General features: G+C 56.8%; 16 protein-coding genes, 1 tRNA gene and 1 other RNA gene. 7 read left to right on the top strand and 11 right to left on the bottom strand.

Going from position 1 to position 17,809, the window contains the following annotated elements:
* Positions 1-85: 85 nt before the first annotated feature.
* The 3 genes from cspA to ABLU96_RS20760 form a co-directional block, all read right to left on the bottom strand.
* Positions 86-298: an RNA chaperone/antiterminator CspA gene (gene cspA / locus ABLU96_RS20750; protein WP_004126446.1), complete on the bottom strand. Its 213-nt coding sequence runs from the start codon at positions 296-298 to the stop codon at positions 86-88.
* Positions 299-558: 260 nt separating this feature from the next.
* Positions 559-852, bottom strand: a complete 294-nt coding sequence (locus tag ABLU96_RS20755; RefSeq protein ID WP_004106774.1) for an HTH-type transcriptional regulator — start codon at positions 850-852, stop codon at positions 559-561.
* 236 nt (positions 853-1,088) lie between these two features.
* On the bottom strand, positions 1,089-2,447 hold the full coding sequence (locus tag ABLU96_RS20760; protein WP_004855352.1) for an MFS transporter: 1,359 nt from the start codon (positions 2,445-2,447) through the stop codon (positions 1,089-1,091).
* A 441-nt stretch (positions 2,448-2,888) separates the two neighbouring features.
* On the opposite strand from ABLU96_RS20760, the gene ABLU96_RS20765 reads away from it, so the two are divergent.
* Complete coding sequence (locus ABLU96_RS20765) at positions 2,889-3,599, top strand: DUF3053 domain-containing protein (protein ID WP_004126443.1); 711 nt, start codon at positions 2,889-2,891, stop codon at positions 3,597-3,599.
* Between the two features lie 57 nt (positions 3,600-3,656).
* Here ABLU96_RS20765 and ghrB read toward each other — a convergent pair whose 3' ends face one another.
* The 6 genes from ghrB to ABLU96_RS20795 all read right to left on the bottom strand — a co-directional run bounded on the left by ghrB (position 3,657) and on the right by ABLU96_RS20795 (position 9,607).
* Complete coding sequence (ghrB, locus tag ABLU96_RS20770) at positions 3,657-4,628, bottom strand: glyoxylate/hydroxypyruvate reductase GhrB (protein ID WP_009652700.1); 972 nt, start codon at positions 4,626-4,628, stop codon at positions 3,657-3,659.
* 24 nt (positions 4,629-4,652) lie between these two features.
* A complete protein-coding gene (locus ABLU96_RS20775) occupies positions 4,653-5,933 on the bottom strand; it encodes an MFS transporter (RefSeq protein WP_004855346.1) in 1,281 nt (426 codons plus the stop codon).
* Between the two features lie 101 nt (positions 5,934-6,034).
* Positions 6,035-6,973, bottom strand: a complete 939-nt coding sequence (locus ABLU96_RS20780) for a sugar kinase (RefSeq protein ID WP_004855344.1) — start codon at positions 6,971-6,973, stop codon at positions 6,035-6,037.
* Between the two features lie 3 nt (positions 6,974-6,976).
* Entirely contained in the window at positions 6,977-7,726 is a 750-nt protein-coding gene (locus ABLU96_RS20785; RefSeq protein WP_038423829.1) for a sugar phosphate isomerase/epimerase, read from the bottom strand.
* Between the two features lie 108 nt (positions 7,727-7,834).
* Positions 7,835-8,851 carry a LacI family DNA-binding transcriptional regulator gene (locus tag ABLU96_RS20790; RefSeq protein WP_004855337.1) on the bottom strand — a complete coding sequence of 339 codons (1,017 nt, stop codon included), beginning with the start codon at positions 8,849-8,851 and terminating at the stop codon, positions 7,835-7,837.
* 93 nt (positions 8,852-8,944) lie between these two features.
* Positions 8,945-9,607, bottom strand: a complete 663-nt coding sequence (locus ABLU96_RS20795; RefSeq protein ID WP_004855336.1) for an OmpA family lipoprotein — start codon at positions 9,605-9,607, stop codon at positions 8,945-8,947.
* Positions 9,608-9,774: 167 nt separating this feature from the next.
* Here ABLU96_RS20795 and ABLU96_RS20800 point away from each other — a divergent pair, with 167 nt between their 5' ends.
* Positions 9,775-12,105 (top strand): molybdopterin guanine dinucleotide-containing S/N-oxide reductase, encoded by a 2,331-nt coding sequence (locus ABLU96_RS20800; RefSeq protein WP_064406161.1) that lies wholly within the window; start codon positions 9,775-9,777, stop codon positions 12,103-12,105.
* Here the strand turns inward: ABLU96_RS20800 and ABLU96_RS20805 are convergent.
* Both ABLU96_RS20805 and tag read right to left on the bottom strand, forming a co-directional pair.
* Positions 12,068-12,514 (bottom strand): N-acetyltransferase, encoded by a 447-nt coding sequence (locus ABLU96_RS20805; protein WP_004137819.1) that lies wholly within the window; start codon positions 12,512-12,514, stop codon positions 12,068-12,070. The genes ABLU96_RS20800 and ABLU96_RS20805 overlap by 38 nt on opposite strands.
* Positions 12,504-13,073, bottom strand: coding sequence for a DNA-3-methyladenine glycosylase I (tag, locus tag ABLU96_RS20810; RefSeq protein ID WP_025106795.1), 570 nt, complete (start codon positions 13,071-13,073; stop codon positions 12,504-12,506). Before tag ends, ABLU96_RS20805 begins: the two co-directional genes overlap by 11 nt.
* 160 nt (positions 13,074-13,233) lie before the next feature.
* Here tag and ABLU96_RS20815 point away from each other — a divergent pair, with 160 nt between their 5' ends.
* The 5 genes from ABLU96_RS20815 to ABLU96_RS20835 all read left to right on the top strand — a co-directional run bounded on the left by ABLU96_RS20815 (position 13,234) and on the right by ABLU96_RS20835 (position 17,685).
* On the top strand, positions 13,234-13,878 hold the full coding sequence (locus ABLU96_RS20815; RefSeq protein ID WP_064406158.1) for a hypothetical protein: 645 nt from the start codon (positions 13,234-13,236) through the stop codon (positions 13,876-13,878).
* A 342-nt stretch (positions 13,879-14,220) separates the two neighbouring features.
* Positions 14,221-15,423 carry an MFS transporter gene (locus ABLU96_RS20820; protein ID WP_064406156.1) on the top strand — a complete coding sequence of 401 codons (1,203 nt, stop codon included), beginning with the start codon at positions 14,221-14,223 and terminating at the stop codon, positions 15,421-15,423.
* Positions 15,424-15,664: 241 nt separating this feature from the next.
* Complete coding sequence (eptB, locus tag ABLU96_RS20825; protein ID WP_004855325.1) at positions 15,665-17,353, top strand: kdo(2)-lipid A phosphoethanolamine 7''-transferase; 1,689 nt, start codon at positions 15,665-15,667, stop codon at positions 17,351-17,353.
* An 89-nt stretch (positions 17,354-17,442) separates the two neighbouring features.
* A tRNA-Pro gene (locus tag ABLU96_RS20830) sits at positions 17,443-17,519 on the top strand.
* A 34-nt stretch (positions 17,520-17,553) separates the two neighbouring features.
* Positions 17,554-17,685, top strand: a non-coding RNA gene (locus tag ABLU96_RS20835) — RtT sRNA.
* Positions 17,686-17,809: the final 124 nt, after the last annotated feature.

The raw sequence follows: 17,809 nt of genomic DNA on the forward strand, positions 1-17,809 counted from the left end.
CATCGATGGATGGCGGTGACTTAAGGCGCAAATAAAAAAATCCCCGCCGTTTGGCAGGGACTTAATAATTTTGAGCTTTTTAAGCTTACAGGCTGGTTACGTTGCCAGCTGCCGGGCCTTTAGCGCCGCTTTCGATGGTGAAGGAAACTTTCTGACCTTCGTCCAGAGATTTGTAGCCTTCGTTCTGGATAGCAGAGAAGTGTACGAACACGTCTTTAGAACCATCGTCAGGAGTGATGAAGCCAAAGCCTTTGTCAGCGTTGAACCATTTTACGATACCAGTCATTTTACCGGACATAGTGAATTACCTTTAAAAAAATAAATGAGCCTTGCGGCGTTACGGTCTGGACTACAGATTTAAAGCGATAAAGGGAAAGTTCACTACCGGGGTATCAACGGATAACCTTTGAAGGACTGCTCTATTCGAATGCTCTGTGGTCTTTACTTCAAACCTGCGAGCATTAACGCATGTTCACGTTGTGATAGCAAACTTTTTTTTCGTTGGCATGAAAACGGTCCTTTGGCAGGACCGCTAGCCGAAACCCATAAACGCTAAAATTATGAATCAATAAGCTGTCTTGAAAGCTGCGGATTCGCCTGGATCAGGCGCATCAGCTTAAGCTCTGTGGGAGAAGGCCTTACGCGTCTCGATTCCCACTCTTGTACCATTGCTACGCTGACGCCCATGGCGTTGGCAAAATCATCTATTTTCAGCCCGGTACCTTTGCGTAGCTGGTCAAATTCAATGCATGCGGCGGGCTTACGCGTCAGCGAGGCCGCCTGAGCCTGATCTTTAAAAATAATTTGTTCAAGGTTGCTCAGCAGTTCAAATGCAGGATCTTTATATTCCATTGAGAACTCCTCTCTTTCATACGGCGGAGGGTGAATTATGTAGAGCCTCTTAAGAATAGTCGGAAAAAAAGGCCAGGAATGCTTACCCTGGTAATTATTTATCACCCGAGGTTCTTTCGCGCCGCGTCGGGCGATATAACATGCTGAAAAGTAATAGAGAGAGCCGATAAGCAAATTATTGTAAACAGATAAGAAGAAAAGCGGAAAAGGCCAGCGCGCGCCCGCTGGCCGGTGAGTTACGCCTTTTGGAGCTTCTCCACTTCACCCTGGGCCGCCGGAGGTTGCCGTTGGCCAAGCTTATATTTGACCAGCAGCGCGGTGGCCGACAGGAAGGCCGGGATTGCCAGCAAGGAGAAAATTGTTTCGAAAGAGAGCTGGGCCTGCATCAGGAACGCACCGCTAAAGGCGCCGAGAATGCCGCCAAATCGACCAATCCCTAACATCCAGGCCACGCCGGTCGCGCGTCCCTGGGTGGGATAGAAACCGGCGGCCAGCGCAGGCATTGATGATTGCGCGCCGTTCATAATGCTGCCGGCGATAAATACCATTATCCCCATCAGCAGCAGGTTATGGGTCGAGAAACCAACCAGACAAACGAACACGCCGGTCAGCAGCCAGCCCACGGCCACCACTTTGTTTGGGTTGAGCTTATCCATCAGCGCGCCGAGGATAAGCACGCCAATCCCGCCACCCAGCGGGAACAGCGCGGTGATAATAGAGGCCTGGCTCATCGTCGCGCCGGTTTCGCGGATGAGCAGCGGCAGCCAGCTGGTCAGCAAATAGAAGATCAGCAGGCCCATAAAGTAGGTCAGGCACAGCATGACGGTGCCGACGGCGTAGCGCGGTGAGAAAATCACGCCGATGGACGATTTCTCCTTTACCTGGCCCGCTTCGCGTAGTTCAAATTCCGCCTGCTCGGGAACAGGCGCGATGCGGCGCAGGATCGCGGCGATACGCTGGGCAGGCTGGCGTTTGACCACCATATAGCGCGCGGATTCCGGCAGAAGAAAGATCAGCACTACCGCCAGCAGCAGCGGCATCACGCCGCCAAGCACCAGCACGCTTTGCCAGCCGTAATGGGGGATCATCCAGGCGGAGAGGAAGCCGCCCAGCGAGGAGCCCATCGGAAAGCCGACGAACATCAGGTTAACCATCAGAGCCCTACGCCGCTCTGGGGCGTATTCGCTCATCAGCGTCGCGGCGTTCGGCATGGCGGCGCCCAGGCCAAGGCCGGTAAGAAAACGCAGCAACGTCAGCTGGTTAAGGCTGGTAGCAAAGGCGGTCAGCAGGCTGAAGCCACCGAAAACCACGATGGACATAATCAGAACTTTTTTCCGCCCAACGCGGTCGGCGAGCGGTCCGGCGGTCAGCGCACCGACCGCGAGCCCGACTAAGGCGGCGCTCATGACCGGGCCTAACGCCGATTTTTCGACGCCCCATTCCTGCACCAGGTCAGAGGCGATAAAGCCGATTATCGCGGTATCGAATCCGTCCATCGCGACGGTGATAAAACATAAGGCCAGAATCATCCACTGGTATTTCGTGAAGGGATGTTCATTGATAAAAGCCTGAATATCGATGGTTGTTTTCTTCATGCGGCATTCCTGGCAGGCAGAGCGGGGGACAGAGATAGATTATTGTTATCTCCCTCGCGGTCGTTGATGTTGTTTGTGCGATTATCGAACAAAAAGCCGTTAATCGCTCATTTAATAAAATCATCGAACGGCGGTTCAGGCAATGCAGGCGAAAAGGGAAGCGTGCGATTATCGTCCACTTTGCGACCCGTGCAGAAGAGAGAATAGATTAATAATAACAAAATCAATTTGTTAAGCGTTTCAGCCGAATACTGGATGATAGCGGTAATTGTGATGAACTTAACAGCCGACGCGACTGGCCGCTAAAACGCTAAAAAACCGGCTTTCAGGGAGGAAGATTGTCAGGAAAAGGTATCCTGCAAGGCCGACCTGGACTATCCTTGTCAGCGTCTGGCACGTGTGTGTCTGTTTGCGCTTTTTTTGGCTGAAAGGAGTAAAAAAATGGCGACAGGAAAGTCCTGCTCTCGCTGGTTTGCGGCTATTGCGGCCCTGTTAATGGTGGTTAGCCTGAGTGGGTGTTTTGATAAAGAAGGCGATCAGCGCAAAGCGTTTATCGACTTCCTGCAAAATACGGCAATGCGTAGCGGCGAACGTCTGCCGACGCTGACCGCCGATCAGAAAAAACAGTTCGGGCCTTTCGTTTCCGATTACGCGGTGATTTACGGCTATTCACAGCAGGTAAGCCAGGCGATGGATGCGGGTTTGCGTCCGGTGGTTGATAGCGTGAACGCGATCCGCGTACCGCAGGATTATGTTACCCAGCGCGAACCGCTGCGTCAGGCAAACGGCGCTTTGGGCGTACTGAGCCAGCAGCTGGAGAACGCAAAAATACAGGCGGATGCCGCCCACGGCGCGCTGAAACAGGGCGACGATCTCAAGCCGGTCTTCGACCAGGTCTATAACAAAGTCGTGACGGCGCCGGCGAATGCGCTACAGCCGTTAATTCCGGCAGCGCAGGTATTTACCCAACAGCTGGTGCAGGTGGGTGATTTTATCGCTCAGCAAGAAACCCAGGTCAGCTTTGTGGCGAACGGTATTCAGTTCCCGACTTCGCAGCAGGCCAGTCAGTACAATACGCTGATTGGGCCGCTGGCCGCTCAGCACCAGGCCTTTAATCAGGCGTGGACCGCGGCAGTTAACGCGACGCGTTAACGGCTCTGACAGCCCGGGCAAGGCTTCACCTTAGCCCGGGTTTTCTTTTTTCACTTCTCACTTCACCTGCGGATTCACGCAGTTCTTCTCAACGTTGCCGTTCAGGGCATCAATCAGATTATCCACCGCGCAGGCCGCCATGTTATAGCGGGTTTCATGCGTGGCCGAGCCAATATGCGGCACGGCGACCACGTTTGGCATATTCAGCAGCGGGGAGTCTTTCGCCAGCGGCTCTTGTTCGAAAACGTCGAGGCCGGCGGCATGAATTTCACCTTCCTGCAGTGCGGCAATCAGCGCTTTCTCATCCACCACCGGGCCGCGCCCGGCGTTAATAAAGATGGCCGAGGGCTTCATTTTGGCAAACTGCGCTTTGCCGAACAGATGATGAGTCTCGTCGGTCAGCGGCAGGATCAGACAGACAAAATCCGCTTCCTCCAGCAGGGTATCGAGATCGCAGTAGCGGGCGTTGAAGCGCTCTTCTGCCTGAGGGTGCTGGCGGCGGGCGTTGTAGAGGATCGGCATACCAAAGCCCGCGTGGGCGCGCTGGGCAAGCGCCATCCCGATACGCCCCATACCGACGATACCGAGGGTTTTATGGTGCACATCGTTGCCAAACCAGTCCGGACCGATGCTTTTGGTCCACTCGCCGGCCTTCACGCGGTTAGCCACCTCAACCACCCGACGCGCGGTGCTCAATACCAGCGCCATCACGGTATCGGCGACGGTCTCGGTCAGTACCGTCGGGGTGTGCATCAGCAGCACTTTACGCGCATTCAGCGCATCGACGTCGAAGTTGTCATAGCCGACGGAGATGGTCGAGGTCGCACGAAGCTTGGGCATTTTCTCCAGTAACGCGGTATCGACTTTTTCGCTGGAACCCAGCAGACCTACCGCTTCAGCGAACGCGTCGGCGTGCTGTGAAACGGTCTCCGGACGCAGGTTTTTCACCTGGGTGACGGTAAAGTGTTGTTCCAGACGCTGTTGCAGGTCGTCGGGAAGCGTTTTGTAGAGAATGACTGACGGCTTCATGCGGTTCTCCGTTGCGTTAAGGTTTCAGGCGTGACGTGCGCCGAGCGGAAGTTTTTGATTATTAGCAGGCTTAACAATCAAAGTAAGCCATACCGAGACGAAAAGCGCCACTCCCATGAAAATGTACGAGGCTGCGGGGCTGCCGGTGGTGCCGTTCAGGTAACCGACAAACCATGAGCCGAAGAACGAACCCAGCGCGCCCATGCTGTTAATCAGGGCCATGGCGCCTCCGGCGACGTTGCGCGGCAGCATCTCAGGAATGATGGCGAAGAACGGTCCGTAGGGGGCGTACATCGCCGCGCCGGCAATCACCAGCAGGGTATAAGAGACCCAGAAATGGTTGGCGCCAACGGCCCAGGAACCAATAAAGGCGAAGGCGGCAATCAGCAGCAGCGGCCAGACAAACAGCTTGCGGTTCTGCATTTTATCGGAGGCCCAGGAGACCACGATCATCGCGATGGTCGCCGCCAGATAGGGGACGGATGAGAGCCAGCCGACCTCGACCATGCCCATATTCTCGCCGCCGCTGCGGATAATTGACGGCAGCCACAGAACGAAACCGTAAACCCCGATGCTCCAGGCGAAATACTGCATGCACAGCAGGACAACGTTGCGCGAGCGGAAGGCTTCGCCGTAGTTGCGCACCGGTTTGATTCCCTGCTGTTCACGCTCCAGCTGCTCCTGCAACGCGGCTTTTTCGCTTTCCGCCAGCCAGTTGACCTGCGAAGGTTTGTCTTTTACCAGCACCCACCAGCAGAAGGCCCAAATCACCGCCGGAACGCCTTCGATAATAAACATTTCCCGCCAGCCGAAGGCCTGAATCAGGTAACCGGACACCACCGACATCCACAGCACCGTCACCGGGTTGCCGAGGATCAGGAAGGTATTGGCGCGAGAGCGTTCAGATTTAGTAAACCAGTTGCTGATGTAAATCAGCATCGCCGGCATGACCGCGGCCTCGACGACGCCGAGAATAAAGCGAATCGCCGCCAGCGCGGGAATATTGTGCACCATCCCGGTCAGCGAGGCGCAGGCGCCCCACAGGATCAGGCAGATAAAAATGAGTTTGCGTACGCTGCGGCGTTCGGCGTAAATCGCGCCGGGGATCTGAAAGAAGAAGTAGCCGAGGAAGAACAGCGCCCCCAGCAGGGAGGAGATACCTTTGGTGATCCCCAGATCTTCAGTAATACCGGCCGCCGAAGCGAAGCTGAAGTTAGCGCGGTCAAGATATGCCAGGCTATACGTGATAAACACGATAGGCATGATGTACCACCAGCGTTTTGTTGCATTCGTCGAACTATTCATAGGTTTGCCTCTGTGAGTGAGGTGACGCTCATCATAGAAAAGATCCGTTACGCCGCGCTGCATGTAGGGTACAGAACGGCCTGACGTTGTGCTGAATCTGCTTACTCGCCCAGCGCCTCACGCGTGGGTAAGCCTTCGCTATCGCCCTGGACCTGAATGGCCAGTGAGCCGATTTTGTTTCCGCGTTTCACCGCCTGCGGCAGCGGTTTTCCTTCTAGCAGGGCGCTAATCACCCCGACGGCAAAGCCATCGCCGGCGCCAACGGTATCGACGACGTTATCCACTTTTATCGCCGCAACGGCCCCCTGTTCGCCATCGGCGGTTTTATACCAGGCGCCGTCGGAGCCGGTTTTTATGATGACCGCGCGAACGCCGTGGCTGAGATAAAAGTCCGCAATGGCTTCCGGCGTTTGCTGGCCGGTCAGAATCATGCCTTCTTTCAACCCCGGCAGAACCCAGTCGGCCTGAAACGCAAGGCGGTTAAGCTTCTCGACCATCTCGGCTTCGCTTTTCCACAGCGTGGGCCGCAGGTTGGGGTCGAACGAAATCGTTTTTCCCTGCGCTTTCATGGTGCGCGCCGCGCGGTCCAGCAGGGCGTATGAGCTTTCCGACAGCGCGGCGGCCACGCCGCTTAAGTGCAGGTGACGGGCGCTGGCGAAGTATGATTCGTTAAAATCATCCGGCGACAGATGGCTGGCGGCAGAGCCTTTGCGAAAATATTCCACGATGGGATCGGTTCCATTTTCGACTTTAGATTTCAGCTGAAAGCCGGTAGCGTAGCGGCCATCGGTGCTCACGCCGCGGGCGTCGATCCCCTCTTTCGCCAGCGCGGTGAGGACGAAGCGGCCAAAGCTGTCCGCGCCGACGCGGCTTACCCAGCCGACGCTTAAGCCGAGGCGGGCCAGCCCGGTCGCGACGTTCAGTTCCGCGCCCGCCACGCGCTTCATAAAATGTTCTACTTCAGCCAGTTCGCCGGTTTCGGTGGCGACAAACATCGCCATGGCTTCGCCTATCGTGATGACATCTAACGCTTTTTGCATAACTTAATCCTCGCGTAACAGGTTGACGTAGCGGCGGGTCACGGCCGTCAGGTCATGGCCAGTCAGCGGAAATTCGATCCCGCGCGGGGCGTCTGCGGGCAGATTGTCGAGCAGCGCCAGCCAGCGCCCGGACGCTTCATCCGGCGGTACGGCGCGAAACTGCGAATGGTGCGGCTCAGCCGCCTTTACATGAATATAGCTGACGGCAGGCGCCAGGTGGCGCGCGGCCTCTTCCGGCGAGTCGCCAACCCACAGCCAGTTGCCCATATCAAAGGTGAGGGTGATCGGCAGCTGGTTAACCCGACAGGCGGCCTTGAAGCGCTGCATCGGCGCCAGCTGGCCGCAGTCGGTTTGATCGTTTTCCACCACCAGCGCCATGCCGCTCTCGCGCAGGATATCGCGCAGGGTGTCCAGATCGTTTTGGTGGGTAAAGCGGCCCAGCGAGAGCTTCAGCCACAGCGCGTTAAGGGTTTGCGCTTCCTGCAAAAAGTCGGCGAGGCGCGGGTTGAGCGAGCCGTCAGCGGTAAACAGGGCTTCCGGTGCGGAATAGCAAACCAGCAGGCCGCGGCGCTCAATATCGGCGGCCAGTTCCGGCAGGTGGTTCAGCTCATCCGCGCTGAACAGTTCCCGGCGGATCTCTACGCCGTCGGCGCCGGAGCCGGCGATAAATGGCAGGACGGCGGACTGCCCGCCCAGCGCTTTAACATGGTCATTCCCGTACGCGGCGGTAACGACAATAATCTTTCTGGCCATCCCAATACTCCCGACGATAATCTGATGCGTTGTTTATTACGCTAGATGGTATCGGTTCCAAAGCAAAGGCCAGGATGTCTAATTTATGATCGCCATCACGAAGGATCGTTAGCGGGAGGTGGAGCCTCTGACGATCAGCTCGCCGGAAAACACCCGTTCGCAGACCGGGTCGTTGCTGCCTTCAATCCGACGCACCACCTGCTCGACGGCGGCGAAGCCAATCTGCCAGGTCGGCTGTTTGAGCGTGGTGATCCCCACGCCCGCCAGCTCGGCCCACTCCAGTTCATCGAAGCCCAGCAGGCCGATATCGCTGCCCCAAATCAGGCCAACGCGTTTAAGGGAGCGTGCCACTTGCAGGGTCAGCGCGCCGTTGGCGGAAATCACCGCCTTGCGCATGCCGCGATGGTGGGAGTGGAAGTGACGCAGGACGTTATCCAGCATCGCGCCATCGTTCAACGGTACTTCGGCGTTTTCCGCGACAATACCGGTATGGCGCAGGAGGGTCTGGCGAAACGCGCTCAGGCGCTCGCGGCGGGTATTGACCGAGCCGAGGGGTTCGCTAAGGAACAGCAGGGCTTCGAAGCCTTTTTCTACCAGGTGTTCGGTGGCGGTGGTGGCGGCCTGGGTATTATCGAGGCCGACGACATCGCAGGCGAATTCCGGAATTTTGCGGTCGATAAGCACCATCGGCAGCGCCGACTGCTGCAGGCGGTTGAGGCCGTCCTCGCGCATCCCGACCGCGTTGACCACGATCCCCTCCACCTGATAGCTGCGCAGCAGGTCGAGATAGTGCAGCTCCTGGTCCAGCTCATTGTTGGTATTACATACCAGCAGGGTAAATCCTTTTTCGCGACAGGCGGCTTCAATGCCGCTGAGCACGTTGACGGAGTAGGGGTTGGTGATATCGGCGATGATCAGGCCGATCAGCCGGGTGCGGCCATGCTTCAGGCCGCGGGCCATCAGGCTGGGACGATAGTCGAGCTCGGCAATGGCTTTTTCAATGCGCCCCAGCAGATCGTCGGAAAGCAGATGCTTCTCGCCGTTCAGATAGCGTGAAATGCTGGTTTTACCGGTCTTTGCGGCTTTCGCCACATCGCTAATGGTTGCTCGCGCCGCTTTCGCCATGGTGGCTTCCTTTGCTGAAATCTGCACACACCTTAGCGCGAAAATTCGCTATATCAAGCATTTTGCCCGGCGAGTCGCCGGGCAAAGAGGGCATTACTGCAGCGGGCTGAGGGTAATTTCAACGCGGCGGTTCTGCGCTTTGCCTTCCGCCGTGCTGTTGCTGGCGATCGGGTTCGCCGGGCCCATACCGGTTGTGCGGATGCGATTAGCCGCCACGCCCTGGGTAATAAGCGCGCTGGCGACGCTCTCCGCGCGCTGCTGAGAGAGGCGCATGTTCAGATCCTGGCTGCCGGTGCTGTCGGTATAACCCACTACGTTAACGGCGGTTTTCTCATACTCTTTCAGCACCATCGCCACGCCGGTGAGGGTATTGGCGCCCGCGGGTTTCAGGTTGGCGCTGCTGCTGTCGAAGGTCACATTGTTCGGCATGTTCAGCACGATATTGTCGCCGTTTCGCGTCACGCTTACGCCGGTTCCCTGCATTTTCTCGCGCAGCTTCGCTTCCTGCACGTCCATATAGTAACCGATGCCGCCGCCCAGCGCCGCGCCGGCCGCTGCGCCGATCAGCGCGCCTTTGCCGCGGTCATGTTTGGAAGAGGAGAGCGCCCCAACGCCTGCGCCGACTAACGAACCAATGCCCGCGCCGATCCCGGATTTACCCGCTTCGCGCTCCCCGGTATAGGGATTGGTGGTACAGCCAGAAATGGCCAGTGCGCCGCTAACGACAGCCGCAATCATGAGTACGCGTTTTTTCATCTTATTTCCTTAATCCTTTTTATTCTTTGCCACAGCGACCGTGACGGTTGATTATGACGCCCGAAACCGGAGAAAATTCCGCAGAGAGCATCTCAATTTGTAAATAACATTGAACGGCTGAATAACGTGCCGTCACCACACCTGCTATCGCTGACCAGGAGCCCGCATTGCCAACCTCATCTGCTACCAAAACTATCCTGACCGCAGCCCATTGGGGGCCAATGCTGGTCGAAACCGATGGCGAGAACGTCATCTCTTCGCGCGGGGCGCTTGATACCCCTTTCCCCAACTCGCTGCAAACCGCAGTGCGCGATCAGGTGCATAGCAAAACCCGCGTACGTTATCCGATGGTGCGTAAGGGATTTCTCGCCTCGCCAGAAAGCCCACAAGGCGTGCGCGGGCAGGATGAGTTTGTGCGGGTGAGCTGGGAGCAGGCGCTGGATCTGATTCACGCCCAGCACCGGCGCATTCGCGAAAGCTACGGCCCGGCGTCGATTTTTGCGGGCTCCTACGGCTGGCGCTCAAATGGCGTGTTGCACAAAGCGGCGACGCTGCTCCAGCGCTATATGAGCCTGGCGGGCGGCTATACCGGGCATCTGGGCGATTATTCCACCGGCGCGGCCCAGGCGATCATGCCGTACGTGGTTGGCGGTAATGAGGTTTATCAGCAGCAGACCAGCTGGCCAATGGTGTTGGAACATAGCGATGTCGTGGTGCTGTGGAGCGCTAACCCATTAAATACGCTAAAAATTGCCTGGAACGCTTCCGATGAGCAGGGCATCCCGTGGTTCGATCGTCTGCGTCAGAGTGGGAAGCGGGTGATCTGCATCGATCCCATGCGATCGGAAACGGCGGAATTCTTTGGCGACGCGGCGGAGTGGATCGCCCCGCATATGGGCACCGACGTGGCGCTGATGCTCGGTATCGCCCATACGCTGGTGGAAAACGGCTGGCAGGATGACGCGTTTTTGGCCCGCTGCACCAGCGGCTATGACGTTTTCGCCCGCTATCTGACCGGGGAGAGCGACGGAACGGCAAAAACGGCGGAATGGGCGGCGGCGATCTGCGGCATTAGCGCGGAGAAAATTCGCGAACTGGCACAACTTTTCCACGAAAACACCACCATGTTGATGTCCGGCTGGGGAATGCAGCGCCAGCAGTTTGGCGAACAAAAACACTGGATGCTGGTGACCCTCGCCGCCATGCTCGGCCAGATAGGCACCCGGGGCGGGGGCTTTGGCCTTTCCTATCACTTTGCCAACGGCGGCAACCCTACGCGCCGCGCGGCGGTGCTGGCCTCAATGCAGGGCAGCGTGGCGGGCGGGACCGATGCAGTGGAAAAAATCCCGGTCGCGCGTATCGTTGAAGCGCTGGAAAATCCCGGAGCGTCTTATCAACATAACGGTATGGAACGCCGCTTCCCGGATATCCGCTTTATCTGGTGGGCGGGCGGCGCCAACTTTACCCACCATCAGGATACCAACCGGCTGATCCGCGCCTGGCAAAAACCGGAGCTTATCGTCATTTCCGAATGCTTCTGGACCGCCGCGGCGCGCCATGCCGATATCGTGCTGCCCGCGACGACCTCATTTGAACGCAACGATATGACCATGACCGGCGACTACAGCAACCAGCATCTGGTGCCGATGAAGCGGGTGGTCGCGCCGCGCGATGAAGCGCGCGATGATTTCGAGGTCTTCGCCGACCTCAGCGAGCGCTGGGAAGCGGGCGGGCGGGAGCGCTTCACCGAGGGTAAAAACGATCTGCAGTGGCTGGAGACGTTTTACCAGATTGCCGCCCAGCGCGGGGCGGCGCAGCAGGTTACGCTGCCGCCGTTCGCCCAGTTCTGGCAGGATAATCAGCTGATTGAAATGCCGGAGAACCCTGAAAACGCGCGCTTCGCCCGCTTTGCCGCCTTCAGGGCCGATCCGCAGGCGAATCCGCTGAAAACCGCCAGCGGTAAAATTGAAATTCACTCGCCGACCATCGCCGGGTTTGCTTATCCGGATTGCCCGCCGCACCCTATGTGGCTGGAGCCGGACGAATGGCACGGCAATGCGCAGGAAGGCCAGCTCCAGGTGCTGTCAGCGCATCCGGCGCACCGCCTCCACAGCCAGCTCAACCATACGTCGCTGCGCGAACAGTACGCGGTGGCGGGTCGTGAACCGTTAACCCTTCATCCGCGCGATGCGCAGGCGCGCAATATCGCCGATGGCGATCTGGTGCGGGTATGGAATTCACGCGGCCAGGTGCTGGCCGGCGCGGTAGTGACCGACGGCATTCGTCCCGGGGTTATCTGCTTGCACGAAGGAGCATGGCCCGATCTCGACCCTCAGGCGGGGATCTGCAAAAACGGTGCGGTGAACGTGCTGACCAAAGATATTCCGACATCGCGGCTGGGTAACGGCTGCGCCGGAAATACGGCGCTGGCCTGGCTGGAAAAGTATACCGGGCCCGAGCTTACGCTGACGGCATTTGATCCGCCGACCAATGCATAATCCAGGTCGGATGCTGGGTTTCATCCTGCCATGCGCAGTCTTCAATGCGGAAGCCCTGCGCATGGTAGAAATTCACCGCCTGAACGTTTTTCTGGTATACCTCAAGGGTTAGCCAACCGTAGTGTTTTTTGACTTCGCCGATCAGCGCGCTGCCGATACCCTGCCTGGCGGCATCCGGCGCGACGAACAGCGCGCCGATGAAGCGTGACTCCATCACGCTGATAAAACCCTTCAGCACGCCGTCCTGCTCCCATACCCAGGTTTGCGCGGAGGGCAGGTAAACGTCGCGCACTATCGCCAGGCTGTCATGCCAGTAGCTTTCGGCGATAAACGGATGCGCGTGGATCGTACTCTCTAGCCACAGCTCGAGCAGTGGGCCGGTTTCGTTAGCGTCCCAGTTACGAATCATCCTGGCCTCCTGAGCGACAGAAACAGTCGATGACGTGGTCGTTGACCAGACCGCAGGCCTGCATAAAGGAGTAGCAGATAGTGGAGCCGACAAACTTAAAGCCCCGTTTTTTCAGCGCTTTCGACAATGCGTCAGAAGCCGGGGTGGTTGTCGGGATCTCCGCCAGCGTGGCGGCGGCCGTCACCTGGGGGTGATTATCGACGAATGACCAGACGAAATCTGCGAAAGGTTCGCCATTTTTTTCCATCGCCAGGAAGGCGCGGGCGTTGCCGATGATGGCCTGAATTTTACCGCGATGGCGAATAATACCGGCGTCGAGAACCAGACGTTCAATGTCTTCTTCGTCCATTGCCGCGACGCGAACCGGATCAAACTGGTGAAAAGCGCGGCGGTAGTTTTCACGCTTTTTCAGCACGGTGATCCACGACAGTCCGGCCTGCTGGCCTTCGAGACAAATCATCTCAAACAGCTTGCGGGGATTCTTTTCAGCAACGCCCCACTCCTTATCGTGGTACTCAATGTATAAAGGATCCTGACTGACCCATCCGCAACGTTGCATCTGTCTCTCCCTTTTGTGATAAAAACTCAGTCGTTCAACTTGACGGCTGAAAGATAAAGATAATAGTTAATACAGGGTTATTATTCCCCAAGCAGGGATAGGACACCCATAAAAAAAACACAGCAACCTTGCCGTTTCGGCTCTTTTTGGAGTCGCATTAATGATAATAAAGAAATGCAATGGCCTCCGGGTATTCCTGGTCCCGGCGTGCGTATCCCTCTGGGCGTCGTGTGTTGCCGGGGCGAATGCCTGGCAACAGGAATATATCGCTATCGATACAAAAAGTAATACTGCGGAACGCTATACATGGGACAGCGATCACCAACCGCGCTATGAAGATATTCTCGCGGAGCGGATAAATGCGTCCGACGATCCTTCCGGGCTGGCGTTTAATCAGGCGGTCTCCCCGGTGGATAGCGCACGCGGTATGAGCGTCGGCTGGAATTTCTCTCTGACCGAGGGGATGACGTCCGGCCCGGTCGCCAGTTTACATTCCGATCTGACGTCGCCGCCGCTTACCCGCAATACGGCCGGAACCGGCTACGTGAATACGCTGGGCTGGCGGGTCGATTATCAGAAGCTATGGGGCGTACATCCGTGGGCTCAGGTGAGCTATAACCAGGAGTTGACGACGGATTTCGGCGGGGCGAACCGCGCGCAGGACGGTGCCTGGCGGGACGTGACGCTGGGCGCAGATATGTCGCTCAACTCTCATCTTGCCGCCTGGGCGGCGCTATCCCAGGCGGACAATTTACCCACCGGGGCAAACTATCTCTATTTAATGGGCGTGAGCGCCAATTTTTAATTTATTGCGGATACGCTGGCGGCGCTTGTGATTCGGCTCATCCCTGAGCCTCACCCGGATGGGGCTGCGGCATGCCGCCATTTGCCACTCGAGTTATTCAGGCTAAATATGTAGCATAGTTGATACGTTTAATTTACTTTATCATTACAGTAATGACGCATCTTCCAGCGGTAGCGGGCACTAACTTTCCGATAAATCGTTAAGGCGGGAATGTTTTGCAATGTCATTCATTCCGCCTTTAATGCATTTCATTCCGCGGTAGCGGCAGCTCATGCCTTTTTTCCCCAGACTTACAGGGGACTTCGTTATGGTGGCGGCAGTTAATTATTCAGGACAACTGCTATGAACGCTGCAAACCGTCAATACACCCGCTGGCTTACGCTGCTCGGCACTATCATTACGCAATTTGCGCTGGGATCGGTTTATACATGGAGTTTGTTCAATAGTTCGCTTTCCGCCAAGCTGGACGAACCGGTAAGCCAGGTGGCGTTTTCATTCGGCCTGTTAAGCCTCGGCCTGGCGCTCTCTTCATCCGTGGCAGGTAAATTACAGGAACGTTTCGGCGTTAAACGCGTCACCGTGGCTTCCGGCGTCCTGCTGGGCCTCGGATTCTTCCTTACCGCGCATTCAAACAGCCTGATGATGCTGTGGCTGAGCGCGGGTCTGCTGGTTGGGCTGGCCGACGGTGCTGGCTATTTGCTGACGCTGTCGAACTGCGTCAAATGGTTCCCGGAACGTAAGGGACTGATTTCGGCTTTTTCCATCGGTGCTTACGGGCTTGGCAGCCTGGGTTTTAAATTTATTGACTCCCATCTGCTGGCGACGGTCGGCCTGGAAAAAACCTTTATTATCTGGGGCACTATCGTGCTGGTGATGATCGTTTTTGGCGCGACGCTGATGACAGACGCGCCGAACCACACCGCTACCGCCAACAACGGCGTCGTCGAAAACGACTTCACCCTCGCCGAATCGATGCGTAAACCTCAGTACTGGATGCTGGCGGTGATGTTCCTGACCGCCTGCATGAGCGGCCTGTACGTGATTGGCGTGGCGAAAGACATCGCCCAGGGGATGGTGCACCTCGATGTTGCGACGGCCGCCAACGCGGTGACGGTGATCTCTATCGCTAACCTGAGCGGGCGCCTGGTTCTGGGCATTCTGTCCGATAAAATGTCCCGCATCCGGGTGATTACCATCGGACAGGTTGTCTCGCTTATCGGTATGGCGGCGCTGCTGTTCGCTCCGCTGAACGCCATGACGTTCTTCGCCGCTATCGCCTGCGTGGCCTTTAACTTCGGCGGTACGATTACCGTCTTCCCGTCGCTGGTCAGCGAGTTCTTTGGCCTCAATAACCTGGCGAAAAACTACGGCGTGATTTATCTCGGCTTTGGTATCGGCAGCATCTGCGGTTCGCTGATTGCTTCCCTGTTCGGCGGTTTCTACGTGACCTTCTGCGTCATCTTTGCGCTGCTGATTCTCTCTCTGGCGCTTTCGACAACGATTCGTCAGCCGAAAAGTGAAATTTACCACCAGGCTCACGCCTGAAACCGGGTGTTATCCCGGCCCCGATGATTAATTCCCTAAGCTAATAGTGCCAATCCAACCAAATGTTTTGTAAATGTTTGGTTGGATCACATTCCCTCCTGATACTTTTTCCTTCCGCTGTGGTCTACTTATCGCGCTTTGTAGAGGTTTCTTATAACCAAGCTAAACGCACTTTATTAACCTGCTTACTTATATCGCTTAAGTCGGGCGGTTTTATCTCTTCGTTTTCCAGGTTTTTTGCATGAAATACATTAAAACGATGACGCAGCTGAAGCTCAGTATCTGGCTGGCGCTGTACATCGGCTGGTTTATGAACGCCGCCGTATTCTTCCGCCGCTTCGAGGGGTACGCTCAGGAGTTTACCATCTGGAAAGGACTCTCAGGTGCAGTTGAGCTGATAGGGACCTTTCTGGTCACCTTCTTTCTGCTGCGTATTTTGTCGCTGTTTGGCCGCCGGGTCTGGCGTATTCTCGCGACCATCGTCGTACTCTTCTCCGCCGCCGCCAGCTATTACATGACCTTCCTGAACGTGGTGATCGGCTACGGGATTATTGCCTCGGTGATGACCACTGACATCGACTTGTCCAGAGAGGTTATCGGCTGGCACCTGATTCTCTGGCTGGTGCTGATGAGCGCGCTGCCGCTGGTGCTTATCTGGAGCAACCGCTGTCGCTTCACCCTGCTGCGTCAAATTCGTACGCCCGGCCAGCGGATGAAGAATATTACTATCGTGCTGCTGGCTGGCCTGATGGTCTGGGGCCCTATTCGCTTGCTGGAGGTTCGTCAGAAGAACTTTGAGCGCAGTTCCGAAGTCGATCTGCCAAGCTATGGCGGGGTGGTGGCTAACTCCTATCTGCCGTCTAACTGGCTATCAGCGCTGGGGCTTTACGCGTGGGCGCAGGTGGACGAGTCTTCCGATAATAAATCCCTGATCAATCCGGCGAAAAAATTCACCTACGTTGAGCCGCAAGGGCTGGATGATACTTACGTGGTGTTTATCATCGGTGAAACCACCCGCTGGGACCATATGGGCATCCTGGGCTATAGCCGCAATACCACGCCTAAGCTGGCGCAGGAGAAAAACCTGGTCGCTTTCCGCGGATACTCCTGCGATACCGCTACTAAGCTGTCGCTGCGCTGTATGTTCGTTCGTCAGGGCGGGGCGGATGATAACCCGCAGCGGACGCTGAAAGAACAGAACGTCTTTGCCGTTCTGCACCAGCTCGGCTTTACCGGCAACCTGTACGCCATGCAGAGCGAGATGTGGTTCTACAGCAACACGATGGCGAACAATATCGCCTATCGCGAGCAGATTGGCGCTGAGCCGAGTAACCGCGGCAAGAGCGTTGACGATATGCTGCTGGTGGATGAGATGAAGCGCGGTCTGGCGAAGAATCCCAATGGTAAGCACCTGATTATTCTGCATACCAAAGGATCGCACTTTAACTATACCCAGCGCTATCCGCGCAGCTTTGCGCAGTGGAAGCCGGAGTGCGTCGGCGTCGATAATAAATGCTCGAAGGCTGAGCTGATTAACTCGTACGATAACAGCGTGACCTACGTCGATCACTTTATCGTCAGCGTGCTGGATCAGCTGCGGGACAAGAAGGCGATTGTTTTCTATGCGGCCGACCACGGCGAGTCCATCAACGAGCGTGAACACCTGCACGGTACGCCGCGCAAGATGGCGCCGCCGGAGCAGTTCCGCGTGCCGATGCTGGTGTGGATGTCGGATAAATATCTGGCGTCGCCCGACCACGCCGCTTCTTTTGCGCGCCTGAAGCAGCAGGCGGCCATGAAGGTGCCGCGTCGTCACGTAGAGCTGTATGACACCATTATGGGCTGTCTTGGCTATACTTCGCCGGACGGCGGGATTAACCAATATAACAACTGGTGCCACGTTCCTGACGCTGCGGCGAAGAAGGAGTAGCAGAGTGGCGAGTTTCTCGCCGCTTGAGCGACTTTTTCATAATAAGGCATTGACGGGTGTGTATCGCAGCAGTAAGATGCGCCCGCATTCGGTGATTGGCGCAGCCTGGTAGCGCACTTCGTTCGGGACGAAGGGGTCGGAGGTTCGAATCCTCTATCACCGACCAAATTCGAAAAGCCTGCTCAACGAGCAGGCTTTTTTGCATCTGAAGTTTGTGAGGATGAGAACCTCCGGGGGTAGAGGTTCGACTCGAGCGGAGCGAGAGAACGTTGCGACAGCAACGGCCCGCAGGGCGAGTCACGTAGTGGCGAGTTATCCTCTATCACCGACCAAATTCAAAAAGCCTGCTCAACGAGCAGGCTTTTTTGTTTCTGTCGTCCTTACTGATATGCAGCATCGTTTCCGGGAAATCCAGCCGCACCGCACACCGCTCCCGGGGGCGGCGCAAAGCGCCTT

Origin of the sequence: Klebsiella sp. CN_Kp106, assembly GCF_040064575.1 — a bacterium.
Classification (GTDB): Bacteria; Pseudomonadota; Gammaproteobacteria; order Enterobacterales; family Enterobacteriaceae; genus Klebsiella; species Klebsiella michiganensis.

Excerpts from the sequence above, each read along its gene's own strand:
- cspA (WP_004126446.1), bottom strand. The coding sequence starts at position 298 with ATGTCCGGTAAAATGACTGGTATCGTAAAATGGTTCAACGCTGACAAA.
- ABLU96_RS20755 (WP_004106774.1), bottom strand. The coding sequence starts at position 852 with ATGGAATATAAAGATCCTGCATTTGAACTGCTGAGCAACCTTGAACAA.
- ABLU96_RS20760 (WP_004855352.1), bottom strand. The coding sequence starts at position 2,447 with ATGAAGAAAACAACCATCGATATTCAGGCTTTTATCAATGAACATCCC.
- ABLU96_RS20765 (WP_004126443.1), top strand. The coding sequence starts at position 2,889 with ATGGCGACAGGAAAGTCCTGCTCTCGCTGGTTTGCGGCTATTGCGGCC.
- ghrB (WP_009652700.1), bottom strand. The coding sequence starts at position 4,628 with ATGAAGCCGTCAGTCATTCTCTACAAAACGCTTCCCGACGACCTGCAA.
- ABLU96_RS20775 (WP_004855346.1), bottom strand. The coding sequence starts at position 5,933 with ATGAATAGTTCGACGAATGCAACAAAACGCTGGTGGTACATCATGCCT.
- ABLU96_RS20780 (WP_004855344.1), bottom strand. The coding sequence starts at position 6,973 with ATGCAAAAAGCGTTAGATGTCATCACGATAGGCGAAGCCATGGCGATG.
- ABLU96_RS20785 (WP_038423829.1), bottom strand. The coding sequence starts at position 7,726 with ATGGCCAGAAAGATTATTGTCGTTACCGCCGCGTACGGGAATGACCAT.
- ABLU96_RS20790 (WP_004855337.1), bottom strand. The coding sequence starts at position 8,851 with ATGGCGAAAGCGGCGCGAGCAACCATTAGCGATGTGGCGAAAGCCGCA.
- ABLU96_RS20795 (WP_004855336.1), bottom strand. The coding sequence starts at position 9,607 with ATGAAAAAACGCGTACTCATGATTGCGGCTGTCGTTAGCGGCGCACTG.
- ABLU96_RS20805 (WP_004137819.1), bottom strand. The coding sequence starts at position 12,514 with ATGATTCGTAACTGGGACGCTAACGAAACCGGCCCACTGCTCGAGCTG.
- tag (WP_025106795.1), bottom strand. The coding sequence starts at position 13,073 with ATGCAACGTTGCGGATGGGTCAGTCAGGATCCTTTATACATTGAGTAC.
- ABLU96_RS20815 (WP_064406158.1), top strand. The coding sequence starts at position 13,234 with ATGATAATAAAGAAATGCAATGGCCTCCGGGTATTCCTGGTCCCGGCG.
- ABLU96_RS20820 (WP_064406156.1), top strand. The coding sequence starts at position 14,221 with ATGAACGCTGCAAACCGTCAATACACCCGCTGGCTTACGCTGCTCGGC.
- eptB (WP_004855325.1), top strand. The coding sequence starts at position 15,665 with ATGAAATACATTAAAACGATGACGCAGCTGAAGCTCAGTATCTGGCTG.